Origin of the sequence: Rhodococcus sp. NPDC047139 (assembly GCF_040643435.1) — a bacterium.
Taxonomy (GTDB): Bacteria; Actinomycetota; Actinomycetes; order Mycobacteriales; family Mycobacteriaceae; genus Rhodococcus.
Genome location: NZ_JBEYUH010000003.1, coordinates 73,411 through 97,681, shown reverse-complemented (window position 1 = coordinate 97,681; position 24,271 = coordinate 73,411). Strand labels below are relative to the sequence as shown.

The 24,271-nt window shown below is 66.8% G+C and carries 18 protein-coding genes; 9 read left to right on the top strand and 9 right to left on the bottom strand.

Annotated elements, in window-relative coordinates; translation table 11 throughout:
* Nucleotides 1-430: 430 nt before the first annotated feature.
* The 3 genes from ABZ789_RS04415 to ABZ789_RS04405 are packed head-to-tail and all read left to right on the top strand — an operon-like array spanning nt 431 to nt 3,343.
* Nucleotides 431-1,402, top strand: a complete 972-nt coding sequence (locus ABZ789_RS04415; protein WP_358419497.1) for a ParA family protein — start codon at nt 431-433, stop codon at nt 1,400-1,402.
* Complete coding sequence (locus tag ABZ789_RS04410) at nt 1,399-2,598, top strand: ParB/RepB/Spo0J family partition protein (protein WP_358419494.1); 1,200 nt, start codon at nt 1,399-1,401, stop codon at nt 2,596-2,598. The genes ABZ789_RS04415 and ABZ789_RS04410 overlap by 4 nt, the downstream gene beginning before the upstream one ends.
* Nucleotides 2,599-2,656: 58 nt before the next feature.
* Nucleotides 2,657-3,343: a GNAT family N-acetyltransferase gene (locus ABZ789_RS04405; protein WP_358419491.1), complete on the top strand. Its 687-nt coding sequence runs from the start codon at nt 2,657-2,659 to the stop codon at nt 3,341-3,343.
* An 82-nt stretch (nt 3,344-3,425) separates the two neighbouring features.
* Here the strand turns inward: ABZ789_RS04405 and ABZ789_RS04400 are convergent, their stop codons facing one another.
* The 4 genes from ABZ789_RS04400 to ABZ789_RS04385 form a co-directional block, all read right to left on the bottom strand.
* Nucleotides 3,426-4,604 (bottom strand): N-acetylmuramoyl-L-alanine amidase, encoded by a 1,179-nt coding sequence (locus ABZ789_RS04400; protein WP_358419488.1) that lies wholly within the window; start codon nt 4,602-4,604, stop codon nt 3,426-3,428.
* 132 nt (nt 4,605-4,736) lie between these two features.
* The gene (gene trxA / locus ABZ789_RS04395; RefSeq protein ID WP_358420185.1) at nt 4,737-5,066 is read right to left on the bottom strand and encodes a thioredoxin; all 330 of its coding nucleotides are present in this window, start codon (nt 5,064-5,066) and stop codon (nt 4,737-4,739) included.
* 60 nt (nt 5,067-5,126) lie between these two features.
* Nucleotides 5,127-6,092: a thioredoxin-disulfide reductase gene (gene trxB / locus ABZ789_RS04390; protein WP_358419485.1), complete on the bottom strand. Its 966-nt coding sequence runs from the start codon at nt 6,090-6,092 to the stop codon at nt 5,127-5,129.
* A 165-nt stretch (nt 6,093-6,257) separates the two neighbouring features.
* Nucleotides 6,258-7,457 (bottom strand): NADH:flavin oxidoreductase, encoded by a 1,200-nt coding sequence (locus ABZ789_RS04385; protein WP_358419483.1) that lies wholly within the window; start codon nt 7,455-7,457, stop codon nt 6,258-6,260.
* 112 nt (nt 7,458-7,569) lie between these two features.
* On the opposite strand from ABZ789_RS04385, the gene ABZ789_RS04380 reads away from it, so the two are divergent.
* Complete coding sequence (locus tag ABZ789_RS04380; protein WP_358419480.1) at nt 7,570-8,160, top strand: helix-turn-helix domain-containing protein; 591 nt, start codon at nt 7,570-7,572, stop codon at nt 8,158-8,160.
* Nucleotides 8,161-8,176: 16 nt separating this feature from the next.
* Here ABZ789_RS04380 and ABZ789_RS04375 read toward each other — a convergent pair whose 3' ends face one another.
* The 5 genes from ABZ789_RS04375 to ABZ789_RS04355 form a co-directional block, all read right to left on the bottom strand.
* The gene (locus ABZ789_RS04375) at nt 8,177-8,866 is read right to left on the bottom strand and encodes a hypothetical protein (RefSeq protein WP_358419477.1); all 690 of its coding nucleotides are present in this window, start codon (nt 8,864-8,866) and stop codon (nt 8,177-8,179) included.
* A 55-nt stretch (nt 8,867-8,921) separates the two neighbouring features.
* Complete coding sequence (gene sigM / locus ABZ789_RS04370) at nt 8,922-9,506, bottom strand: RNA polymerase sigma factor SigM (RefSeq protein WP_358420182.1); 585 nt, start codon at nt 9,504-9,506, stop codon at nt 8,922-8,924.
* A 133-nt stretch (nt 9,507-9,639) separates the two neighbouring features.
* A complete protein-coding gene (gene murJ / locus ABZ789_RS04365; RefSeq protein ID WP_358420179.1) occupies nt 9,640-13,365 on the bottom strand; it encodes a murein biosynthesis integral membrane protein MurJ in 3,726 nt (1,241 codons plus the stop codon).
* Between the two features lie 92 nt (nt 13,366-13,457).
* Complete coding sequence (locus ABZ789_RS04360) at nt 13,458-15,926, bottom strand: DUF6049 family protein (protein ID WP_358419474.1); 2,469 nt, start codon at nt 15,924-15,926, stop codon at nt 13,458-13,460.
* Nucleotides 15,923-16,528 (bottom strand): NUDIX hydrolase, encoded by a 606-nt coding sequence (locus ABZ789_RS04355; RefSeq protein ID WP_358419471.1) that lies wholly within the window; start codon nt 16,526-16,528, stop codon nt 15,923-15,925. The genes ABZ789_RS04360 and ABZ789_RS04355 overlap by 4 nt, the downstream gene beginning before the upstream one ends.
* Before the next feature lie 75 nt (nt 16,529-16,603).
* Here ABZ789_RS04355 and ABZ789_RS04350 point away from each other — a divergent pair, with 75 nt between their 5' ends.
* From ABZ789_RS04350 to ABZ789_RS04330, 5 genes are all read left to right on the top strand, one after another.
* A complete protein-coding gene (locus ABZ789_RS04350; RefSeq protein WP_358419468.1) occupies nt 16,604-18,058 on the top strand; it encodes a CCA tRNA nucleotidyltransferase in 1,455 nt (484 codons plus the stop codon).
* Nucleotides 18,059-18,222: 164 nt separating this feature from the next.
* Nucleotides 18,223-22,269 carry a bifunctional nitrate reductase/sulfite reductase flavoprotein subunit alpha gene (locus ABZ789_RS04345; RefSeq protein WP_358419465.1) on the top strand — a complete coding sequence of 1,349 codons (4,047 nt, stop codon included), beginning with the start codon at nt 18,223-18,225 and terminating at the stop codon, nt 22,267-22,269.
* Between the two features lie 63 nt (nt 22,270-22,332).
* Entirely contained in the window at nt 22,333-22,737 is a 405-nt protein-coding gene (locus tag ABZ789_RS04340) for a TOBE domain-containing protein (protein WP_358419462.1), read from the top strand.
* The gene (gene modA, locus ABZ789_RS04335) at nt 22,734-23,489 is read left to right on the top strand and encodes a molybdate ABC transporter substrate-binding protein (protein WP_358419459.1); all 756 of its coding nucleotides are present in this window, start codon (nt 22,734-22,736) and stop codon (nt 23,487-23,489) included. Before ABZ789_RS04340 ends, modA begins: the two co-directional genes overlap by 4 nt.
* Nucleotides 23,486-24,271 (top strand): ABC transporter permease, encoded by a 786-nt coding sequence (locus tag ABZ789_RS04330; protein WP_358419456.1) that lies wholly within the window; start codon nt 23,486-23,488, stop codon nt 24,269-24,271. The genes modA and ABZ789_RS04330 overlap by 4 nt, the downstream gene beginning before the upstream one ends.

Below are 24,271 nucleotides of genomic sequence, written 5' to 3'. Positions count from 1 at the left end.
TTCCGAATGGCTGTGTTCATCCGGGATGAGATGTCAAGCAGATCAATGACTTTCGAAGAATGTTACTCAATTTCACTGTAGGACAGTGCTATTCGAATCGGGATGATTTCCCTTACGGGCGCTCCGGGGTGACAGTGCAGATGTTTCACGTGAAACGTCGACTGCCTCGAATCGCGCGGTTTCACGTGAAACAGGATTCTCCCGGTTTCACGTGAAACGTCATGCGGCCACGTCGCCGCCGGAACCTAGAATGCGAGTGGAATACTGGACCGACCGAGAATGCGTGCGCGTGGCCGGGAAGTCGGAGATGACTCCGGGTCCCTGACTCGCATTCTCTCTTCGGCGCCTCGACCCGGCCTCGAAGTCGCGACCGGGAAGCGGCGAGGATGTAGCGTGCGAATCGAGCGGATCTACGTGTAAGGAGTGTTCTATGACGGGTGGATCTGAATCCGCTGTTTCACGTGAAACCGGAGGCGGCGAGGACGACTTCTCCCCCGTGCCCTTCGACGGGTTCTCCGCTATCGACACACCGATCGGCGCAGCGGCTCATCGCGCCACGCAGGTCCTCCACCCGAGCGAAGCCAACGCGCTTCCCAAGCCGCGCGAGCGGCGGGTCTTCACTATCGCCAATCAGAAGGGTGGGGTCGGTAAGACCACCACTGCGGTGAACATCGCGGCTGCGCTCGCTGTGCAGGGGCTGTCCGTTCTCGTCGTCGACCTCGACCCGCAGGGCAATGCGAGTACCGCGCTCGGTGTGCCGCATTATTCCGGCGTGCCCTCGAGCTACGAGATCCTCCTCGGAGAGATCGGTGCCGCCGAGGCTGTGCAGCAGAGCCCGCACAACGAACGACTCTTCTGCATCCCCGCCACGATCGACCTCGCCGGCGCCGAGATCGAACTCGTCTCGATGGTCGCGCGGGAGAACCGCCTCCGCAATGCACTTACGAAGGAGGCGCTCGGCGATCGCGACTTCGACTACGTGATCATCGACTGCCCGCCCTCACTCGGCTTGCTCACCGTCAATGCACTCGTGGCCGCGAAGGAAGTGCTCATCCCCATCCAGTGTGAGTACTACGCACTCGAGGGTGTCGGACAACTCCTGCGCAACATCGAACTCGTTCAATCGCACCTCAACCCCCAACTGCACGTCTCGACCGTCCTTCTGACGATGTACGACGGACGTACGAAGCTGGCCGATCAGGTCGCGGCGGAGGTGCGCGCGCATTTCGGTGACGCGGTGCTGCGTTCCGTCATCCCCCGCAGCGTGAAGGTTTCCGAAGCTCCCGGCTACGGGATGACAGTTCTCGACTACGATCCTGGATCGCGCGGCGCAATGAGCTATCTCGACGCCGGGCGGGAGTTGGCGGCACGCGGTGCACACGAGAATCAGGGGAACGGATGAGCGCGACACGTAAAGGCGGGCTCGGTCGAGGTCTGGCAGCTCTCATCCCGACCGGACCACCGGTCGACGCGGAACCGAAGTCGGCCACCGCTACCGCCTCTGCGGCGCCGGCCACTGCGACGCCGTCCACCTCGGCCGATCCGGCTGCGCCGGCGCCGGCCGAACCGAGGCCGTCCGCACCGGCCAAAGCCGCCGCTTCGCGCCGGACCGGTTCCCCGGTTCTGAACCTGCCGTCATCCGGTCTGGGAACCGCCGCTGCCGACGTCATCATCGGGGACGGCACGCGTGCGGACCAGCCGACCGGCGACACCTCGCAGGCGAGCGCACCCGAGACGCAGCCGACCGAAACGGTCCCCGCGAGCGAACCCCTCCCCTCCCCCACCGGAGCGGTCTACATCGAGATCCCGACCGACCGGATCGAACCCAACCCGAAGCAGCCGCGTCAGGTGTTCGACGAGGAAGCCCTCGGGGAGCTCGTCCACTCGATCCGTGAGTTCGGGCTCATGCAACCGATCGTGGTTCGTCGGCTCGAGGGCGACCGCTTCCAACTCGTGATGGGTGAGCGTCGCTGGCGCGCCGTCCAGGAGGCCGGACTCGACACGATTCCTGCGATCGTCCGCGACACCGAGGATCAGTCGCTGTTGCGTGACGCGCTGCTCGAGAACATCCACCGGGTGCAACTCAACCCGCTCGAGGAAGCCGCGGCGTATCAGCAACTGCTCGAAGAGTTCGAGGTGACCCACGAGGAACTCGCGGCACGACTGGGCCGGTCACGGCCGGTCATCACGAACATGATCCGCTTGCTCAAGTTGCCGGTCGCCGTGCAGCGACGGGTTGCGGCCGGCGTGTTGTCGGCCGGTCATGCGCGCGCCCTGCTGGCGCTCGAAGCCGGAGCGGACGCACAGGAAGCACTGGCCGCACGTATCGTCGCCGAGGGTCTGTCGGTGCGTGCGACGGAAGAAGCCGTCGTACTCGCCAATCGCGACGACACGCCTGGCACGCCGCAACAGAAGCGCAGGAAGCCGATCCAGATGCCCGGCCTGCAGGATGTCGCGGAGCGGCTGTCGAACTCGTTCGACACCCGCGTGACCGTGAGCCTCGGCAAACGCAAGGGCAAGATCGTGGTCGAGTTCGGGTCGGTCGACGACCTCGAGCGCATCGTGAAGATGATGGAGACACAGACCGATATTTCTTGACTCCTCGTCGGAGCAGGACAACAGTCTGTAGACGAAAGACGTGGAGGCGAACTTTCCCGTGTCGACTCGAGTATCACCGCTCACGCTGAGTGGGATCGAGCAGCTGCCTGCACATGCGCGGCGGTGCGTGTTCTGGGAGATGGATCCGGCGTCCGGTATACAGCACTTCTCCGATCCGGAATTCGAGAAGGAAGCGTGGCTGTCGATGGTTCTTCTCGAATGGGGACCGTGCGGGCAGATCGCGACGATCGGAGACAAGGCGGCCGGATGTGCGCTCTACGCTCCCCCGGGGATGGTGCCTCGGGCACAGGCCTTCCCGACCGCACCTGTCAGCGCCGACGCCATCCTCTTGACGTCGATGCGAACCGAGCCGCATGCGGTCGACCTGGATGTGGGAGCCGACCTCATCCGAGGTGTTGTCTCCGATCTCGTACGGCGCAACGTTCGTGCCATCGAGGCTTTCGGAATCCGGCGTGGTGACGACCTGTCGCCGAGCGATGTACCGCAGGCGACAGCAGCCCTGGGATGCTCCGACCGCGAGTGCATGATCGACGCCGATTTCCTCGAGCACATGGGATTCGAGGTCATCGCTCCGCACCACCGCTATCCGCGACTGCGTCTCGAACTCGACCGGGATCACGAATGGAAGTCGGCCGTGGAAGCGGCACTCGACAGACTCCTCGAAGAGTCCTCCCTCACCGTGGCGGACCTGACCGCAGGCTCGGCGGCGGTGGGCGCGCACTGATCGCCGCTCGACACCCGGATGGGACAGTTAAACGGCCGGCCCCGCAGAACTCTGCGGGGCCGGCCGTGTCACGTGTGGCCGACTAGCGACTGTCCGAGATCGAGAGCTCTTCGGCGAGCAGTTCTGCGAAGGTGTACGTGCCGGTCGGTTGGTCGTCCTGGCCGAGGAGGTACAACCGCTTCACGGCGATCAGGATCGCTTCGGCGATGATGTCGCGGCTGCGCGGATCGGCGAGCAGCTTGGCATCGTGTTCGTTCGTGAGGTAGCCGAGATCGATCTGCACCGTGGGCATGTTGGTCAGGCGGAGCAGATCCCACGTGCGACCGTGACTACGGCAGTCCTGCAGGCTCGTACGTGCGACGATCTCGCGCTGGATGTAACCGGAGAGCACCTGCCCGATCATCGACTCGGAACCGTGCGAGTTGCCGTAGTGAAAGCTTGCGATACCGTTCGCAGCCGGACTGCGACTCGCATCGCAGCGCAGCGAGATCATGAGGTCGGCACCGAACGCATTGGAGGTGCCCGCACGTTCGATGTCGGTCGGATTCACGTGGTACGGACGCGACAGGAAGGTCTCCATGCCTGTCGCCGCCATCCTCCCCTCGAGCCGTCGCGCGAGATCCCAGAGGATGTCGGCCTCGGAGATCGGACCATGGGGGCTCGGCACGATGATGCCGTGGAAGTTGCCCCCGAGTCCCGGGTCGATGACGATGCGTTTGCCGCTGAGCTGCGGGCCGGAACGCCGCACGATCTCTTCCTCGCTGATCGCATGCGGCGAACCGCCTGAGACGCGGGTGCCCAGCAGTTCCAGCGCCCGCAGCGTCTCGGCACCGCAGATGCCGTCGGAGGCGAGTCCGATCTCGCGCTGGAATGCGCACAGACCCTCGTGGGTCTTCGGTCCGAAGTAACCGTCCACTCGGTCGACGTAGAAGCCCAGATCTTGCAGACGGGTCTGCAGGGCGGCGACATCGTCGCCGTAGAGCGGGGCGGAGAGCTGGTACATCAAGGTGCGCGCACCGAGTCGGTACGACGCTTCCTTCAGGGTGCGGTAGGTCGCGGGCCCCACGATTCCGTCGACGAGCAGACCCCGCTGCTGTTGGAACGCGCGCACCGCACCGTCGAGTTCGCGATCGAACACGGCGTCCGTTCCCATCCAGTCGCCCGACTCCTCAGGTTTGGTGTGCAAAAAGCCCAGGCCGGCCAAAGTGCTCCGGATCTCGGCGACCGCCGGACCGTGGTCGCCGTGACGAAGAGGGCGCATGTATCGGGCCTTTCCGTGCTGACCGGATCGGTGCCCGGCGTGAGAGCTGGGCAGCATCGAACGGGAGTGGAGTGGGATGTGCCCGTGGAAACGGGCTCACGGGCACATCCGCGAGTTGATCCTGGGACGGTACTACAGGACGTCCGCGAGATCCCGAAGCAACGCCGCCTTGCCCTTGGCCCCCACGATCGTCTTCATCGGCTTACCGCCCGAGAAGAGGATCATCGTGGGAATCGACATGACCTGGTAGTCGCGCGCCGACGACGGATTGGCGTCGATGTCGAGCTTGGCGATGGTCAGCTTGTCGCCGTATTCGGCTGCGATCTCCTCGAGAACCGGAGCGACCATCTTGCACGGGCCGCACCAGGTGGCCCAGAAGTCGACGAGGACGGGCTTGTCCGACTGAAGGACATCCTCGACGAACGACGAGTCGGTGATGGTGACGGTGTGGGTGTCGGCGATCTTGTCGGTCACGAAAGTCTCCTGGATCTCTTGTTGAATAGGAATACGGAGCGCTGCGGATCAGGCCTCTGCGAGCGTGGGCGCCGCAACTTCACGGTTGGCGACGAGCCATCGCTCCGCGTCGATGGACGCCGAGCATCCGGTGCCGGCGGCGGTGATCGCCTGGCGGTAGGTGTGGTCGACGAGGTCGCCCGCCGCGAACACACCCGGTACGGACGTCGCGGTCGAGGGCGCGGCTACCTTCACGTAACCCTCGTCGTCGAGGTCGACCTGGCCCGCGACGAGCGAACTGCGCGGATCGTGCCCGACCGCCACGAACAGACCCGTGACGGCAAGATCGCTACGTTCGCCGGTGACGGTGTCCTCGAGCACGAGGTTGGTGACGCTGTTCTCTCCCTGTACCTCGACGACCTTGGCGTTGGTGAGGAAACGGATCTTCTCGTTGTCGCGGGCACGCTCGAGCATGATCTTCGAGGCGCGGAACTCGTCGCGGCGGTGGATGAGGGTGACGCTGCGAGCGAAGCGCGTCAGGAAGGTCGCTTCCTCCATCGCGGAGTCGCCACCGCCGACGACGGCGATGTCCTGATCGCGGAAGAAGAAGCCGTCGCAGGTCGCGCAGGCGGAGACGCCGCGGCCGAGCAACTGCGATTCGCCGGGGACTCCGAGATAGCGGGGCTCGGCGCCCATCGCGAGGATGACGGCGTGGCTGCGGTAGGTCTCACCGTTGGCGACGACCGTCTTGACCGCACCGGTCAGATCCATCTCCTCGACGTCCTCGGTGCGCAGATCGGCACCGAAGCGCAACGCCTGCTCGCGCATCTGGTCCATGAGCTCCGGGCCCATGATCCCGTCCTTGAAACCCGGGAAGTTCTCGACCTCGGTGGTCGTCATCAGCTCGCCACCGAACTGTGTGCCCTCGAAGACGAGCGGTGAGAGTTCGGCACGGGCCGCGTAGATCGCGGCGGTGTATCCGGCCGGTCCCGAACCGACGATGATGAGGTCGTGAATCGCGGGCGAGGTCGTCATGCGGCGGAGCCTTCCGGTTGGGTGATCGGGGGCGCAAGGACTGCGGCAATCCGGCCGAAACCGGACGGCAGCCTACAGATACTGTCAACACCAGGGTAAACGGTGTTGTTCCCCGTGCACCGTGCGTCCCGCCACAGACCCACTCACGTGCAACCGGCGGACTCCTCAGACCGCGCCGGGTACGTCCCGCAGCGTCTCGCGGATCACGCAGCGCGTGCCGGTGTAGATCGTCGGCATGCACTTGTTGCAGTGGATGCACAGACCTTCGTGTGCCGAGTTCTCCTCGAACTTGCGTACGAGATACGGATCGCGCAGCAACGCGCGACCCATCGCGACGAATTCGAACCCTTCGTCGAGTGCGGTCTCGATGGTGTCGAGACGATTGATTCCGCCGAGCAGGATCAGCGGCAGCGACAGTTCGGATCGGAACTGCCGGGCCATGGGGAGGAAGAATGCTTCCTCGAACGGAAGCTTCGGGAAGATCTTCGGGCCGTACAGTTTCAGGCCCCAGCCGACGACCTTGGGCTGCGAGGCCTGGAACTCCTTCATCGGCACATCGCCGCGGAAGAAGTACATCCCGTTCAGTAGTGAGCTACCGCCGGTGAGCTGCATCGCGTCGATCGTGCCGTCCGACTCGATGAGCTTTGCCATCGGCAGCGACTCGTCGAGCCACAGACCCTGGGGCACACCGTCGGTCATGTTGAACTTCGCAATGACGGCCACCCCCTCCCCCACTGCGGTGCGGACGGCTTCGAGTACGCGACGAGGGAATGCGGTGCGGCGTTCGATGCTGCCGCCGTAGCGATCGTTGCGCTTGTTGAGATTCGGGCTCATGAAGGAACTGAGCAGATAATTGTGCCCGAGGTGGACCTCGACGGCGTCGAACCCGGCTTCGACGGCGAAGCGCGCGGCGACTGTGTAGTCCTCGACGACCCGGTCGAGCTGTTCGAGTGTCGCGCCGCGGACGAGACCCATCGCGGGAGCACTGATGCGTGTGGACGGCGCGATCGTCTTCATCCGGTTGGAGATCTGGTTGGCGACGAGTCCGGCATGGCCGATCTGAGCGGAGGCCAGGCCCCCGGCGGCGTGGACAGCGTCGGTGAGCCGCGTCAGGCCGGGTACGGCGTCGGCGTCGAGGACGAGCGTGTCGCGGTGGACGCGTCCTTGTGGGGAGACCGAGCAGTAGGCGACGGTCGTGAGCGCGGTACCGCCGCGGGCGACTTCGGCGTGGAACTCGACGAGTTCGTCGGTCACCGCGCCACGAGGCATCACACCTTCGAAGGTCGCAGCCTTCACGATGCGGTTGCGGAGGGTGAGCGGCCCGAGACGGGCCGGTTCGAACACGGTGGATCGCGGCGAAGACATGCCCCTACTTTCGATGCCAGTGGTACCGTAATTGTGCTTCGACTATAACTCTCATCACACTCACCGCCAGTTCGGTTCCCACTCACACCAATCCTGCGACATCACGGATCCCATGCAGACCTCGCCACCGGGGCGCCCCCGAGACCCCCGAATAGACAACGACGTCCTCACCGTCACCCGCACGATGCTTCGCAGCCATGGTTGGGACGGGCTGAGCCTGCGTGCCATCGCAGCCGAGGCCGGCGTCGGGCGGGCCGCCCTCACGCGTCGTTGGCCGACCAAGGCCCATCTGGTGCTCGACGCCCTGCTCGGTTCCGCACCGGACCTCGCGCCCTACGACGGCATCGATCGCAAGGGCTGGATCGAATGGGTGGTCACCGGGAGCATCGAGTTGTTCTCGCGCGCCGAGGTGCGTGCAGCGCTACCGGGACTCCTCGCTGCCCTGCGCGACCACGACGACCTGCGTCACACGCTCTGGCGCACGTTCAGCGGTCCGAGCGCAGCCCTGTTCGCCGGAAGCGACGACGGCTCCCTGCCCGCCGAGAACGGCGATCACTCGGCGGATGCCGAGACGGATGCCAAGGCCGTGCTCGTGATGGCGGCGGGTTCTGCGTTGTTCGCCGGACTCATCGCGGCGGAGGACGATACTCCCGCTCTGCGCGCCCGGATCCTCGAACTTCTCTCGACCGTTGCGGATCGCTGACTGCGCACTGCGGAGGTCAGCCGATTCGCTTCCTTACCAGAGTTGCGGGATCGCCTGCATTGCAGTGGGTTCCGACCAGGAGTGCGGTGAGCGCCGATGTTTCCGGTTCGCTCAGCAGCAGGAGGACCGCGTCGCTGTCCTCGAAACGCACTGTGCGCGAACCGATCGGGGATCTATCCGGAAAACCGTTCGCGTCCAAGCACTCTCGAAGTCGAGTGGTTCCTCCGAGGAGTCCGAGATCGGTGCGGCCGATCATCGACCGCACCGTCGAGGGCTCGAACAGCTCACTCTCTTCCGCTGCTGCGACCGGTACGCCGGCCGGGTCGTCGCTGCCGGACGCCGTACCGCGCACGACCATCACGAGCATCACCGCCACCGCAGCAGCCACCCCGACCCCGGTAACCGCCCACCATCGTCGATGCGTCGCCGGCCGGGAGGCTGGGGACGGAACCTCGGCTCGAGCTTCCGCGAGCGCGGTTTCGATCTGCGCGGAGACCTCGGGCGGAACAGGCCCACTCGGTGGGGCATCCCGCAGGGACGACAACCGTTGCTGTGTCGCGTCGAGGCGGGCCAGATAGGCGCAGGCCTCGGGGTCCTCGCGCACGAGTGGCCACAGCCGGGCGGCGAGCGACTCGTCGAGGACACCAGCATGCAGATCGGCGAGCAGCTCGGCAGAGTACGGCGGACGCAGTTGGTCCTCGTTCATGCGCGACTCTCCTTCCGCGGCTCGTGATCCCTCACCAGAGTAGGACGGGGGCGGATCAGTTTCGGTTCCGGTCGTCCCGAAGGTCGTCGAGAAGAATCGCCAGCCGGCTTCGCGCGCGGGCACAGCGGCTCTTCACCGTTCCTTCGGGGATACCCAGCCGCCGCGCCGCTTCCCGGACGGAGAAGCCCTCCACGTCGACCGCGACGACGGCCGCCCGCTGTTCCGGTGGGAGTGTGAACAGAGCAGCTTCGATGTCGAGCGCGATCTCGGCGTCACGGATGGGATCACGCCCCGTGCGCACGTCACGCGAATCGTCTTCGAACAGTGGGACGGTCAAGCGTACGCGATTGCGGCGGATGCGATCGAGGCATGCGTTGACGACGATCGAGTGCAGCCAGCTCCGTACCGCCGCGTCCTCCCGGAAGGTCGAGGCTTTCCGATGTGCCGACAGCAGCGCCTCCTGCAGTGCGTCCGCTGCGTCCTCGTTCGAGTAGCTGGTCCGCCGGGCGACCTGCCACAGATGGTCGCGATGTCGTGCCAGCAAAGTCGAGAAGGCGTGCCGGTCGCCCGCGACGTGTGCAGCGAGCAGGTCGACATCCGATACCGCCGGTTCGGCCACCACCCCGCCCGACACCGGCACGGCGTCCGAGACGCTTCCTTCGGGTACGGCGTCGGAGACGCCTCCTTCGGGCACGGCGACTTTTGCGATCCCCCCGAAAATTCGCACGCGCGGATGGTAGCCGATTCGGACGATTCCGCCCGGGAGTCCGCGATCAGCGTGCGGCGGTGAATTCCACTTCGGAGATGGAACTCTTGTTGCTTCCGCCGCTCGAGCTCAGGTCGGTGATCCACAGCAGCACGTGCGAGGTCTGCCCGTCCGACTCGAGCGGGATGGTCGTCTCCCCGGATGCCAATGTGGCCGAACCGATCACCTGAGTCTGATCGAGCGACGTGGAGTCGGAGGGAGCGCTGCGGACCTCGAGCACGGTGCCGGGCGTGTTGCTGGTGACGGTCACGGACTCCAGCGTCGAGGCATCGTCGAGTGTGATCAGCAGGCCGACACCGTTCTTCAGCGACGGAAACGGATCGAAGTACGCGTCGGTGCTCCACGCGGTGGACGGATCACCGTCGATCGCCTGCGAGGCAGTGGCCGGCGAGTCGGGTGTGCCCTGGGGCGAGAAGACCGAGACGGAGGTCGCCGAGACCGGCGCTGTCGCGGCCGGAGGCGCGGCCTGGGTCTGTTCGTCGCCCGCGGAACCGTCCTGTGCCGGTGCCTCGGCGGTGGGGGTCAGACCGAACTCCTGACTCGTGAGCGGAGCATTGTCGGCGTCGCCTGCGAGCAGATTCGCGATCCACCATCCGATGATCGCGAGCAACAGCACTGTCGTGACCCCGAGCGCAGCAAGCGCGATGAGCATCCGCTGCGAGTGCTTCTTCTTCTGTTCCAGCGCTTCGGGATCCGCGAGCGCGTGGGCCTCGGCTGCCGCGGCACGCTGCCCGATCCGCAGTGCGGGGATCATCTCGGTCTTCTGGTCGACGACCGACGCCTGGTCGAGGATGTGCTGCACGGTGGCGGCGGTGCGGATACCACCGTCCTCGGACAGAGCCCGCACCGCGACGGCGGAGATCTCGAACGGGACGTCGGGACGCAGGACACGCGGTTCCACGGGAAGACCGTCCGCGTTGCGGTCGGCCGGAGGCATCCCGCCGATGGTGCCACCGCTGTTGTGCGCGGCGGGCTCGCCGCTCGGAGCCGACGGCTCGCCCAGCGGCCAGCGTCCCGTGATGAGTCCGTAGAGGCTCGCCCCGAGACCACGCACGTCGGACATGGCGTCGGCGTCGGAGAACGTCGCCGGGAAGGCCAGCACGGCGTCGCCCGCGACACTGATCCGGATGCGATCCGGATGGTCGATCGACAGCGCGCTGCCGGCCCGGTGCGACGCCTCGGCTGCTGCCGCGAGCGCGCGGACCGCGCGGGCCGCACCGATCGGTGACGGTTCGGTCGTGGACATCTCACGCAGCGACCGGCCCGGGGTCCATTCCGACACGACGATGCCGCCGGAGCTGCCACGCACCACGTCGAGGACACGGGCGAGCCCGGGAGAGTTGATTCGTCCGAGACGCAGGGTGCGGGAGAGAACGGCCTGCGGCGAATCGGGTCCGGTGCCGTCGCCGGAGCGCTGTTCGGCGTCGACGAAGGTCAGAGCGACCTCGCGGTCGAGTTTCACGTCGAGTGCCTGCCAGAAGCGCAGTCCTCGCGCTCCGCCGTGCGGCGCGAGGAGACGGTAACGACCACCGGCGACCGAGGCACCGGCGATGAGGTCGGGGCCGCGCATCGGTCGGCGCGGCTGGGATGCGGGCCCCGCGACACGCATCGGGGGCAACTGCGGGGATCCGACCGGGATGACACCGGTGTCGAGATGTTGATCGCGCGGCGGGCGGTCGTTCTTGCCGGCGGGGGGCTGCGGTGTGGCGGCATCGATGGTGGACTTGCCGGCAGCGTGGTCGTCGCTCACCCTCACTCCTTCGTTGTCGACTCGTCCACTTCCGGTGTGCAGGCGCGGATCGCCACTGGGCGCCGCGAAGAACCTTGGTCTACGTCTTCCGGACCGTGCCTGCTGCTGATCAGGGTACGGGAGTCGACCGTGCGCATTGCTGCGACCGGGCACGTTCCTGATGACGGGCATGACCTCGGTGATGGCGTCGTACGGCCCGACCCCGTATTCGCCGTAGTCGATCCGCGGCAGGATGACGGTCTTCTCCGCATCCGATTCGAAGTACCGAGGGGGCGGCACGCGCGCGGGTACGGGTGTCTCGACGGCGGAGGTTCCGGCATCGCTTTCCTCCTCGGTGCCGTCCTCGTCGGCCGGGGCGGTACCGCGCAGTGCCGCGATCTTGCGTCGCACCGCCGCCTCGATCGCGAGGATTTCCGGCACTTTGAGCAGATACATCCCGACGAGAGCGACAAGCACCATCAGCACGCCGTTGAGCCCGACCCGCACGAGCGAACCGAGGCCGTCGAAGCGATCGGCGAGCGCGTCGAGTTGCAGGAGACGGTCGGTGGCCAGGACGACGATCGCTGCGGCGAGCGACGCGAGCGCGACATGCCACACCGTGCGGCCGACGTTCGCCATATGCAGGTCGCCGAGCGTGCGGTGCAGCAGATAGCCGCCGATGAAGGCGCCCACGGTGAAGGCGATACCGGTGGCCACCCCGAGCAGCAGCACCACCTGGTCGTCCTCCGCCGCGACCACGGGAGCAAGCGCGGACAACCCGATCTTGACCGCGGTGATGCCGAGGATGATCCAGGTGGGGGTCCAGGCCTGTTCCCGTGCGTAGAACACCCGCAGGTGGATGAGCACGAGGGCGTACGGGATGAGCGTGAACGCCGACCAGCTCACGGCCTGACCGAGACGTTCGGCGTTGCTGCCACCGAAATTGCCGTAGCCGTACAGAGCGGCGCCGACCTGCGAACCCGCGATCGTCAGGAAGGTGACGATCGGGATGAGCGCGATCATGGTCAAGCGGGTCGCGACGGACAGATCGTCGACGACGGCGGGGGTGTCGTCCGCAGCGGCATTGCGGCTCAGCCGCGGCATGATCGCGGTGAGCACGGTGACACCGAGGACGCCGTAGGGCAGCTGCAAGAGCAACCACGCGTTGTTGTAGATCGCAGGACCGGCCTCGTCGGCTCCTGACGAGACACGCGTGGCGAAGATCATGCCGATCTGGCTGATCAGCACGTACAGCACGATTGCGGCGGCCATTCCGCCGAACTGCCGGAGGCGGTCGTCGAGACCCCACAGCGGCCGGAGGTTGATGCCCTCGCGACGGAGCGCGGGAATCAGGCACATCGCCTGCGTGACCACACCGAGGAGCACCCCGATGCCGAGGACGAGCAGCTTCGGATCGCTCATCCGCACCGGGTCGAGCGTGATCTCCCCCGGCATCAGGTAGTAGACGACCAGGACGACGAGGACCACGACGTTGTTGCACACCGGTGCCCACGCACCGGGCTTGAACACCTGGCGGGTGTTGAGGATGCCGGTGAACAAGCCCGACAATCCGTAGAACATGATCGCGGGCAGGAGCAGATACGACAGTGCCGTCGTCAGCGACGTCGACACCTTGCCGGAGTCGTCGAGGAAGACGTGGGTCGTCAGGAGCGGCGCCGCCGCGACCGCCAGGAGCGTGGCGGTACCGAGCAACAACAGCGCCGCGGTGAACAACCGGCGGACGAACGCTTCACCGCCGTCGGGGTCCTCCCGCTCGGCTCGCACCAGCACCGGCACGACGATCGAGGTCAGGACGGCACCGAGCACCAACTCGGAGATCATGTTGGGGATCTGGTGCGCCACGGTGAACGACGACGCGACGCTCGCACCGAGCAGGGTCAGGATGAGCAGTTGCTTGAGGAAGCCGGTGATGCGGCTGATCAGGGTCGCGAATGCGATCGAACCGGTGGCCGCAAGCAGTGTCTGCGGCTTACGCCGGCTCATGGCGGTCGCCGTGACGGGTGGCGGCGTGATGGGAGGCTTCGGCCGGTCCGGGGAAGGATGCGTCTCCACGTCGTCTCGTGTGGAGTTCCCGGTCATGGTTTCTCATACCCTTCGTCGGCTGGGTCCGGCTCTCCCCGGAACCGGTGCAGAAGCCGCCTGCCCGCCAGGAACAGCAGGAGTGCTCCTGCGCATCCCGTGACGACGGCGAGGATCTGGCCGTACGCATTGGAACGTACCGTCACCGTCGTCGGACTGCCGAGAGGCAGGCCCGACTCGGTGGTGAGAGCGAACTTCAACTCGAGTTTCCGCGAGTCGCTGATCTCGGCGGGCACGGTCAGCGTCCGGCTGCCCCGCGGCGGGAGCTGGGTGGGTCCGATATCGGTGACGTCCACCGCATCGGGCACGTCCACCTGCAACCGCACGGTGATGCCCACCGGCAGATCGTTGCGCGCCACCAGCAGCAGGGGGCTCTGTTCGGACGTCAGGGTGTAGACACCACCGGTCGAGATCACCGTCACGGCCTCGTAGATGCCGTCGACGGCCTCGCGCACTCGAGTGGCGCGGTGCTCTCCGGTCGCGAACGCACCGTCGGCGTCGGGACCACGACGCCCGGACAGACTCATCGCGCGCAACAGGTCCTCGCGCAGCGGGGCGGTGAACTGTTGCGGAGTGAGCTGGGCCTGCGGGTCCTCGACCAGCGCCGTCTGGATCGCGTCCAGGCGGCGGATCTGTTCCTCGGCCTCGGACACGACCGCAGCCGAGGCGCCGTCGGTGATCGCCTGTTCCGGATAGACCAGAAGCGACGCGGACGGATCGTTCGACGTGCTCGCTGCCGCGTCGACCAGTGCGGCGAGCGGTCGCGGCGTCGTCAGACCCGACCGGACGAGCGTGGAGAGCATGGACATCACGGAAGCGGCGTCCTCCGGTGAGGCCGACCAGGCCTGCGGGGGTGCGAGCAGCACCGATCGGCCCGCCATCGGCATCGCCGCACCGAGGGAGTCGTTGACGGTCGGCACCAGCGCGGGCCAGGCCAGCGCTCCGAGTGCATCCTGCAGACGAGCCACCGAGGAGTCGCGTGAGAGGTCGTAGCGCGCCGAGGAAGGGAGGAACGACGGCGTCTGTGGATCGCTGCCCATGCCTGCCAGTGCGGCCGAAACGGCCGAATCGAACAGGCCCGCGGTGAGGCCGGAGACTCCGGAAATCCGGAAGCCGTTGCCTCCGGGCGCGAGGGAGGCCGGCGAAACCCCCGTGAGCAGGGTGCGACCGCCTTCGATCGCGTTGTCCGCGAGCAGGGCGGTCACCGGCCGGTCGGAGACGAGCATCGACCCGGTCTTCTCGGTGAGCACACCGGAATCGGGCCACACCACGCCCGGAGCGGAGGTGATCCCGAGAATCGAGTCGACGATCGTCGCCGGCGATTCGAGAGCCGAGGCGGTCAGGGACGAATCACCGAGGTCCGCGAGAGCGGTCAGATCGGCCTGGGCGAACGGCACGGCCATCGTGCAGGTCGTGGAGGCGAGGGTGCGCAACCGTTCGAGCCAGGCAACCGCCGCTCCGGTACCCGTCCCCGCTCGGGCGTCGCCGGTCGGGTCGTCCGGGTCGTCGACCACGAGATAGTCGCGGGTCATGCCGGCCACGGTCACGAGTAGATCGGGGTCGACGGCCAGGCACAGTCCTTCGAGTACCCGGGGTTCGGTGCGGGCGGTGTCCTCCACGGCACGGAGCAGACCGTCCAGCCGCCCGTCCTCGGCGAGCGAGGTCGCGAGTTCGTCGTCGACGAGGCGTACCGGTTCGGTTCCGGATCCGGGGACACCGGCCGCGAGTCGCGGACGGTCGGCCAGTGGCCACAGCATCGTGACCGCGGCAGGGCGGGACACATCGGGGGGAACGGCCGGGAATGCCTTCTCCTCGCTGTCGAGCAGGTTGTCGTCGGCCGATCGGGTGGTGCCCCGCGACCCGCCGGCTCCCGTTCCACTCTCCTCGGTGACCTCATGGCTCGCGGGAACGGCGAGCACGGGCAACAGGAAGCGGGCATCGTCGAGCCGGGCCGGGCCGCCGTACTCGGGTACACCGTTGACATTCACCAGGAGTGGGTAGACACCGGGAGTGTCGATGTCGAGCGAGGGAACCAGCTCGGAACGCAACGGCAGTTCGAGTGCGAAATCCGCGCTGTCCCCCTGCTCGAGCCGGTCGACGACCTCCTCGAACTCGCCGACCGTGTCGAACCCCGCTTGGTCGAGGGAGAGCGACGTGCGCAGAGCCGCAGAGTCGGAGATCACAGGTGCGCGTTGCAGACGCACCCAGACGTCCTCGACGTCGCGGTCGCCGATGTTGGTCACGGTGCCGCGGACCGTGACCGACGGTTCGCTCGTGAGCGTGACCACTTGCGGTGTCACCTCATCGATACTCAACTCGAGAAAACGCGGCTGGTCGGGGTCGGTCTGCGCTGCGACCGGGTTCGCGGTCGCCACCGGAAGGGCGGACGTCGCGCCTACGGACATGAGGACGAGTACGAGCACGGCGAGCACCGCGGCGCCCGCCCGGGACACCACCACCGTCATTCGCGCGGCGCCCCCGGTCCGTCGACCCCCGGCAGTTGCTTCGGATCCATTTCGGCGATGAGCTGGTCGGCGATGTCCGCGAGCTTGCGCTCGTCGGCATAGGCCAGGCGTGTCCGCAATTCCCGTAACGGCACCCACGCCACCTCCGTGACCTCGACATCCGCGTCGGAGAGCTCACCGCCCAGATAGCGCAGCAGGTAGTGGTGCACGGTCTTGTGGACTCGACGGCCCTCGGTGACGAACCAGTAATCGATGCTTCCCAGCTCGGCGAGCACGGAACTGCGCACCCCGGTCTCCTCGTGAACCTCGCGCATCGCGGTTTCCTCGGCGGTCTCGCCCTGCTCGATGTGCCCCTTCGGCAGGGACCACAACAGCCGGCCGCGCCGGTCGGTACGGCCGATCAGCGCGGCGCACAACTTCTCGGGCGGACCCCCGAGCCCGTCGACCACCAGACCACCTGCGGAGGTCTCGCGAACGGTCCGCATGCGCGGCCCGGGCGAAGCGGACGATCCGGGCGGAGCGCCGTGTGCCGTCTTCTTCGCGCCCGCGCCACGCCGCCGCGAGCTGCGGCGGTTACGGTTGGCACGTTCGGCGGGCGACACCTCATAGATAGTAGATGGAGCCGCGTCGGTCCCGGCTCAACCACACGAACGTGCTGCTCGGTAAGGTTCGAAGACGTGAACTCCCCCACCGCAGACACCGACCGTCGTACCCGGTTGCTCGCCGGAGCCGAGGCCACTCTGCGCGACCTGTCCGACGTCCTCGCTCCGCTCGGCGCGCGGTTCGCAGAGGCCGGGCACGAGCTGTATCTCGTGGGTGGCAGCGTGCGCGACGCGCTGCTCGGCCGCCTCGGCACCGACCTGGACTTCACCACAGACGCGCGTCCGGAGACCGTGCAGCAACTGCTCCGTGGATTCGTCGACCATCAGTGGGACACGGGTATCGACTTCGGCACGGTCAGCGCAGTGAAGGGACTCGAGCAACTCGAGATCACCACCTTCCGCAGCGACGCCTACGACCGCGTCACGCGGCACCCCATCGTGGAGTACGGCACGAGACTCGAAGACGATCTCGTACGCCGCGACTTCACCGTCAACGCGATGGCCGTACGCATCGGTCCGGACGGCGCGGGTGAGTTCGTCGATCCGCTCGGCGGCATGGATGCCCTGATCGCAGGCGTGCTCCACACTCCCGCGAAGCCCGAGGACTCCTTCCACGACGACCCGTTGCGGATGCTGCGCGCGGCCCGTTTCGTTTCGCAGCTCGGTTTCACCCTCGCCGAGCGGGTACACACCGCGATCGTCTCCATGGCCGACGAGATCCTGCGGATCAGCGCGGAACGAGTGCAGGCCGAGCTCGACAAGCTCATCCTCGGCGATTATCCGATCGAGGGCATCGACACGATGGTCGAGACGGGCCTCGCGCAGCGCGTGATCCCGGAGATCCCTGCCTTGCGACTCGAGATCGACGAACATCACCAGCACAAGGACGTCTACCGGCATTCGCTGACCGTCCTCGAGCAAGCCATCGATCTCGAGGACGGCGACCCCGATCTCGTCCTGAGGTGGGCGGCGCTGCTGCACGACATCGGCAAGCCGGACACCAAGCGCAACGAGCCGCACGGTGGTGTCAGCTTCCATCACCACGAGGTGGTCGGCGCGAAACTCGTCCGCAAGCGCATGCGCGCGCTCAAGTACTCGAAGCAGATGATCGAGGACGTGAGTCGCCTGGTGTTCCTCCACCTGCGTTTCCACGGGTACGGCAAGGGGCAGTGGACGGACTCCGCTGTCCGCCGCTACGTGCACGATGCCGGCCCGCTGCTGCCGAAGCTCCACAAACTCGTGCGCGCCGACTGCACGACCCGCAACAAGCGCCGTGCCGCTGCCTTGCAGGCCACCTACGACGGTCTCGAGGAGCGGATCGAGCGGATCGCCGCCGAGGAGGATCTCGCACGGGTGCGTCCCGATCTGGACGGCAACGCGATCATGGAACTGCTCGGGATCCCCGCCGGGCCGATGGTCGGTAAGGCGTGGACCTACCTCAAGGAACTGCGACTCGATCGCGGGCCGCTCGAGCGTGACGAGGCCGAGGCCGCACTGCTCGAATGGTGGGCACGACAGCCGAAGGACTGACCTCACAGTGCGGTGAGGACGGCGTGAGCCGGATGTCACCGCGTTCTCACCGCCTGTGACGCGCCCGCAACACGCCTTGTCCAGCATGGACACCGGCGTAGTCACGACGATGTCGAGGACGCGCACCCATCGCGCGTCGGTGGGTGCCGGGCAGGAGTTGCGGGATGCAGGACGAGATCACCACGGTGAAATCCACCTGCTCCTACTGCGGTGTGGGATGTGGGATGCTGCTCGACGTCGCTCCCGATCCGGCGACCGGTGCTCGACGCGTGGTGAGGGCATACGGAGACAAGGACCATCCGACCAACCGGGGCAGGTTGTGCACGAAAGGCGCGACCAGCGCCGAGATGCTTGCGGCCGGCGGCCGGCTCGAGACCGCCCGGCTGCGTCCCGAGCGCACGGCTCCGGCGACACCACTTCCGGTCGACGACGCGATCGCCGAGACCGCGCGGCGCCTGAGCGACATCGTCGCGGCCCACGGTCCCGATGCCGTCGCGCTCTACGTCTCGGGTCAGATGTCGCTCGAGGCCCAGTACCTCGCGACCAAGCTGGCGAAGGGATATCTGCGTACCTCGCACATGGAGTCGAACTCGAGATTGTGCATGGCCGGTGCCGCCACGGGATACAAGCAGTCGCTCGGCTCCGACGGCCCGCCCGGCTCGTACGAGGATTTCGACCACGCCGACGTCTTCTTCGTGTCGGGCTCGAACATGGCCGACTGTCACCCGATCCTCTTCCTGCGCATGATGGATCGCGTGAAGGCCGGCGCCCGTCTCATCGTCGTCGATCCGCGGCGTACCGCGACGGCCGACAAGGCGGACCTGTTCCTGCAGATCGCGCCGGGCACCGACCTGGCTCTGCTCAACGGTCTGCTGCACCTGATCGTCGAGAACGGGCATGTCGACCGGGAATTCGTCGAGCAGTACACCGAGGGGTGGGAGGCGATGGAGGCCTTCCTCGCCGACTATCCGCCTCGGACGGTCGCCGAGGTCACCGGGCTGGCCGAGTCCGACATCCGCACCGCGGCACAGTGGATCGGCGAGGCCGGCGAGTGGATGAGCTGCTGGACGATGGGTCTGAACCAGAGCACCCACGGCACGTGGAACACCAACGCGATCTGCAATCTTCACCTCGCCACCGGGGCGATCTGCCGAACCGGCAGTGGTCCGTTCTCGCTCACCGGCCAGCCCAATGCGATGGGTGGCCGCGAGATGGGGTACATGGGGCCGGGACTGCCGGGCCAGCGCAGCGTGCTCTCCGACGACGACCGGGCGTTCGTCGAGGATCGCTGGTCGCTGCCGCGCGGCACGCTGCGAACCGAGGGTGGCGCCGGCACTGTCGACATGTTCGAGCAGATGGCAGCGGGGGAGATCAAGGCCTGCTGGATCATCTGCACCAATCCCGTGGCGTCGGTCGCGAATCGGGCCACTGTTCTCGAGGCACTCGGGAAAGCCGAACTCGTGATCGTGCAGGATGTCTATCTCGAGACCGAAACCGCTTCGTACGCAGATGTTCTCCTTCCTGCTTCGTTGTGGGCAGAATCCGAGTACGTCACGGTCGGCTCCGACCGCACCCTCAATCTCCTGCAGCAGGCGGTCGACCCCGTCGGCGAATCGCTGCCCGACTGGCAGATCATCGCGCGCGTCGCGCAGGAAATGGGCTTCGGTGATGCCTTCGGTTACTCGAGCGCCGAGGAGATCTTCGAGGAGATCACCCGGTTCGGTAATCCGCAGACCGGCTACGACCTGCGTGGCGTGACCTACGACCGGCTGCGGGAAGGTCCCGTGCAGTGGCCGTGCCCGCCGCAGTCGACCGCCACACGTCATCCCGTGCGGTATCTCAACGACGGGACGAGCCGGTCGACGGTGGTGCGCGAGGACGGGACCCGGCCGCGACTGGCGTTCGCGACGCCCGACGGCCGCGCCCGCTTCTTTCCGCGTCCGCACATGCCCGCCGCGGAGATGCCCGACGACGACCACCCGTTCGTCCTGAACACAGGGCGGGTCCAGCATCAGTGGCACACCCTCACCAAGACCGGGAAGGTCGAGAAACTCGGCAGGCTGAATCCCGGTCCGTTCGTCGAAATCAACTGTGCTGATGCAGAAGGGCTTTCGATCGTCGACGGTGACCGGATCGAGATCGCGTCACGGCGCGGCCGGGCCGTGCTCCCGGCAGTCGTCACGGATCGGGTGCTACCGGGGAACTGCTTTGCGCCCTTCCACTGGAACGATCTGTTCGGAGACGACCTCGCCGTCAACGCCGTGACGAACGATGCAGTCGATCCGGCTTCGCTGCAACCCGAATTCAAGGTCTGCGCCGTGTCGTTGCGCAAGGTCGCAGGCGAGATCGAAGCGGCACGCCGGGACGACCCGGTGATCGACCGTCTCGAGGCGGCACTGGGGCTCGGGAACTCTCCTGCACCCACCTTCGACGCCACCGAGAGCCGCTATCTGGCCGGTTTGCTCACGGGCCTGCGCAAAGCGGACATAGCAGCGGTCCCGGTCCTCCCCCCGTCCGCCCCTTTCCCGGTGGACAAGCGGGCATGGGTCGACGGTCTGCTCGCGGGGATGTACGCAGACACGGTCGCGCGTTCGGGTGAACCGGCACCGGCCGGTCCGGCCGTCGTCGTGGCATGGGCCTCCCAGACCGGTAATGCGGAAGCCTTCGCTGCCACATGCGCGCAACGACTCCGTGACGCCGGCCTACCCGTGCGGCTCGCAGGCTTGGACGAGCTCGACGGCGCGGCGCTGGCCGACGTCGACGAGCTGGTGGTCGTGACGAGTACGTTCGGTGACGGTGATCCGCCGGACAACGGCAGCTCGTTCTGGCGGTCGCTGACCGCCGACACTGCACCCGAACTTTCCGGAACACGATATGCCGTAGTTGCTTTCGGCGATCCGAGTTACGACGATTTCTGCGGATTCGGGCGACGTCTCGACGAACGTCTCGACGAACTCGGCGCGACTCGCCTGACCGCACGAGTGGACTGTGAGCCGGGCGCGGACGAACTCGCGCAGAACTGGCTCGGGGCCCTCCTGCCGTTGCTGGGTGGTTCGACCGCACCGGCCCTCGCAGCGCCGTCTCCTGCAGCCCCGGCCTACCACCGCAACGCGCCGCTCGTCACCCGTATCACCCGCAACGTCGCTCTGAGTGGTCCCGGTTCGGCGAAGGATGTGCGACAGTTCGGCTTCGAGATCTTCGACCCCGCCTTCGAATACGAGGCAGGCGATTCTCTCGGGGTGATGCCCACGAACGGTCCGGACGCGGTCGACGAGTGGTTGCAGGTCACCGCGCTCGACCCGGAGACCGCCGTCGAACTCGGTGACTGCCCCACCGTGCCGTTGCGGGAAGCCGCGATCCGCCACCTCGACATCACGCGGGTGACACCGGAACTGTTGCGGTTCGTGCAGAAGCAGAGCGGCAGCGCGGAACTCGCGAAGCTGCTGCGGCCGGGGAACAAGATCGAGTTGCAGCGTTGGCTGTGGGGACGGCAGGCGATGGACGTCATCGCCGAGTTTCCGTTCAAGGCGCCCTGGGAAGAATGGACGACTGTCCTCACCCGCCTGCGGCCGCGCATGTACTCGATCTCGTCGAGTCCGAAGACGCATCCACGAGAGGTGCAGTTGACGGTGTCGGTGGTGCGCTACGAATTCGAGGGCCGTTCCCGGGCGGGTGTGTGCTCGTCGTTCCTCGCCGATCACAGCAAGGGCGTGGACATCCCGATCTTCGTGCAGCGCAACGAGCGTTTCCGTCCACCGCCGCCCGACACCGACATGATCATGGTCGGCCCGGGAACGGGAATCGCGCCGTTTCGCGCGTTCCTCCACGAACGCCGCGCGGCCGGTCATACCGGCCGCAACTGGCTGTTCTTCGGCGACCAGCGGGCCGAGACGGACTATCTCTACCGCGACGAGATCGAATCGATGCACGCCGACGGATTCCTCACCGAACTCGGCCTGGCGTTCTCCCGCGACCAGCGACAGAAGATCTACGTACAGGACCGGATGCGCGAGCAGGGGGCGCAGCTGTGGAAGTGGTTGCAAGATGGTGCCCACTTCTACGTGTGCGGCGATGCCGGACGCATGGCTGTCGATGTCGACGCCGCCCTGCGTGAGGTGGTGCAGGCGCACGGACGCCTCGACCGGGACGCCGCTGCGGCGTATGTCGAACAACTGGCTGCCGGTAAGCGGTACGTCCGGGACGTCTACTGACCTGTTGCCGATCCGCAGATGCGGATATAACGTATCGTTTATGACGCATCCGCGGGGACATTCGTGACTTCGGTACGCATCCGCGACGCTGCGTCGCTCCTCGGCGTCAGCGACGACACGGTGCGTCGCTGGGTCGACCAGGGGCTGCTGGGGGCGACCAAGGATTCTTCGGGTCGCAAGGTCGTCGACGGTCGCGAGCTGGCGGAGTTCGCACGTGCCCAGGCCGGCTCCGGCCCCGACCTGCTCGGCGTCGGTAGTTCCGCCCGCAACCGCCTCGTCGGGCTCGTCACGCGCGTGGTGTCCGACGCCGTCATGTCGCAGGTCGAGATGCAGTGCGGTCCGCATCGGATCGTCTCGCTCATGAGCACGGAGGCCGTGAACGAACTCGGACTCGAACCGGGCAGCATCGCGGTGGCGGTCGTCAAAGCGACCACCGTGATCGTCGAGACACCCGGCGGACCCGAATGAAGTCGCGCATCCTCACGGTGCTCGTCACCGGCCTCACATTGCCTGCACTGGTGTCCTGCGGCTCGAGCGACGAGAACTCCGACGTTCTCAGGGTGTACGCGGCGGCTTCCCTGAAGGCACCGTTCACCGACATCGCGCAACGCTTCGAAGAAGCGAATCCCGGAGTATCGGTGGAGTTCTCGTTCGCAGGCTCGGCCGATCTCGGGGCTCAACTCGAGCAGGGAGCGCCGGCCGACGTCTTCGCTTCCGCCGACATCCGCACGATGGAGATCGCCGTCGATGCCGGACTCCTGGCCGGTGAGCCGGTGCCGTTCGCGACCAACACGCTCACGATCGTCACCGAGCCCGGAAATCCGAGGAACATCGCATCGCTCGCCGATCTCACGGACGAGGGCATCTCTGTTGTCGTGTGTGCGCCCCAGGTGCCGTGCGGTGCGGCCACCACGCAACTCGAGGAGGCTGCCGGTACCGACCTCGTGCCTGTGTCGGAGGAGTCGTCGGTGACCGATGTTCTCGGCAAGGTCGCCTCCGGCCAGGCGGACGCGGGTCTCGTCTACGTCACGGACGCGATCGGCGCGGGCGAGAAGGTCGCCACGGTCCCAGTCCCTCGATCTGCGGAGATCGTCAACGTCTACCCCGTTGCGGCTCTGCGTGATTCGCGGAACCCTGATCGTGCCGACGACTTCGTCCGCTTCGTCGTGGGAAGCGAGGGCCGTGCCGCGCTCGACGAAGCCGGCTTCGGTGCAGCGTGATCGCGACGGGCGTACCACGGTGGCTGTTCGTGCCCGCCGCGCTCGGACTGTTGTTCGTCGTCGTGCCACTGGTGTCGATGCTGCTCACCGTCGACTGGGCGACCTTTCCGTCGGTCGTGACGTCCCCAGCCTCCCTCGATGCCCTCGTGTTGAGCCTGCGCACCTCCGCGGCCAGTACGGCACTGTGTGTCGTGTTCGGTGTTCCACTCGCAGTCGTTCTGGCGCGCAGCACTTTCCGCGGTATTTCCGTGATCCGCGGATTCATCCTGCTGCCGCTCGTCCTGCCACCGGTGGTGGGAGGACTGGCCTTGCTCTACACCTTCGGCCGTCGCGGCCTGATCGGTGAGCATCTCGACGCGCTGGGAGTACGGATCGCCTTCACCACCACGGCGGTCGTGCTCGCGCAGACGTTCGTCGCACTGCCGTTTCTCGTCACGAGTCTCGAAGGAGCGCTGCGTAGCGCGGGCTCGCGTTACGAAGACGTCGCGGCGACACTCGGTGCCCGACCGACGACGGTCTTCCGCCGCATCACTCTTCCTCTCGTGCTGCCCGGTCTCGTCTCGGGTTCGGTGCTGGCGTTCGCCCGTGCCCTGGGCGAGTTCGGTGCGACTCTCACCTTCGCCGGCAGTCTTCAGGGTGTGACGCGCACGCTGCCGCTCGAGATCTATCTGCAACGCGAGACCGATCCCGACGTGGCGGTCGCGCTGTCGCTGTTGCTGATCGTCGTGGCGGTGGTGATCGTCGTGGCGGTGTACTCGCGCAGGAAGGATCCGGTCCGGTGA

Bases quoted from the DNA above. Each gene is read 5' to 3' on its own strand.
- ABZ789_RS04415 (WP_358419497.1), top strand. From the start codon at position 431: ATGACGGGTGGATCTGAATCCGCTGTTTCACGTGAAACCGGAGGCGGC.
- ABZ789_RS04410 (WP_358419494.1), top strand. From the start codon at position 1,399: ATGAGCGCGACACGTAAAGGCGGGCTCGGTCGAGGTCTGGCAGCTCTC.
- ABZ789_RS04400 (WP_358419488.1), bottom strand. From the start codon at position 4,604: ATGCGCCCTCTTCGTCACGGCGACCACGGTCCGGCGGTCGCCGAGATC.
- trxB (WP_358419485.1), bottom strand. From the start codon at position 6,092: ATGACGACCTCGCCCGCGATTCACGACCTCATCATCGTCGGTTCGGGA.
- ABZ789_RS04385 (WP_358419483.1), bottom strand. From the start codon at position 7,457: ATGTCTTCGCCGCGATCCACCGTGTTCGAACCGGCCCGTCTCGGGCCG.
- ABZ789_RS04380 (WP_358419480.1), top strand. From the start codon at position 7,570: ATGCAGACCTCGCCACCGGGGCGCCCCCGAGACCCCCGAATAGACAAC.
- ABZ789_RS04375 (WP_358419477.1), bottom strand. From the start codon at position 8,866: ATGAACGAGGACCAACTGCGTCCGCCGTACTCTGCCGAGCTGCTCGCC.
- murJ (WP_358420179.1), bottom strand. From the start codon at position 13,365: ATGAGCCGGCGTAAGCCGCAGACACTGCTTGCGGCCACCGGTTCGATC.
- ABZ789_RS04360 (WP_358419474.1), bottom strand. From the start codon at position 15,926: ATGACGGTGGTGGTGTCCCGGGCGGGCGCCGCGGTGCTCGCCGTGCTC.
- ABZ789_RS04345 (WP_358419465.1), top strand. From the start codon at position 18,223: ATGCAGGACGAGATCACCACGGTGAAATCCACCTGCTCCTACTGCGGT.
- modA (WP_358419459.1), top strand. From the start codon at position 22,734: ATGAAGTCGCGCATCCTCACGGTGCTCGTCACCGGCCTCACATTGCCT.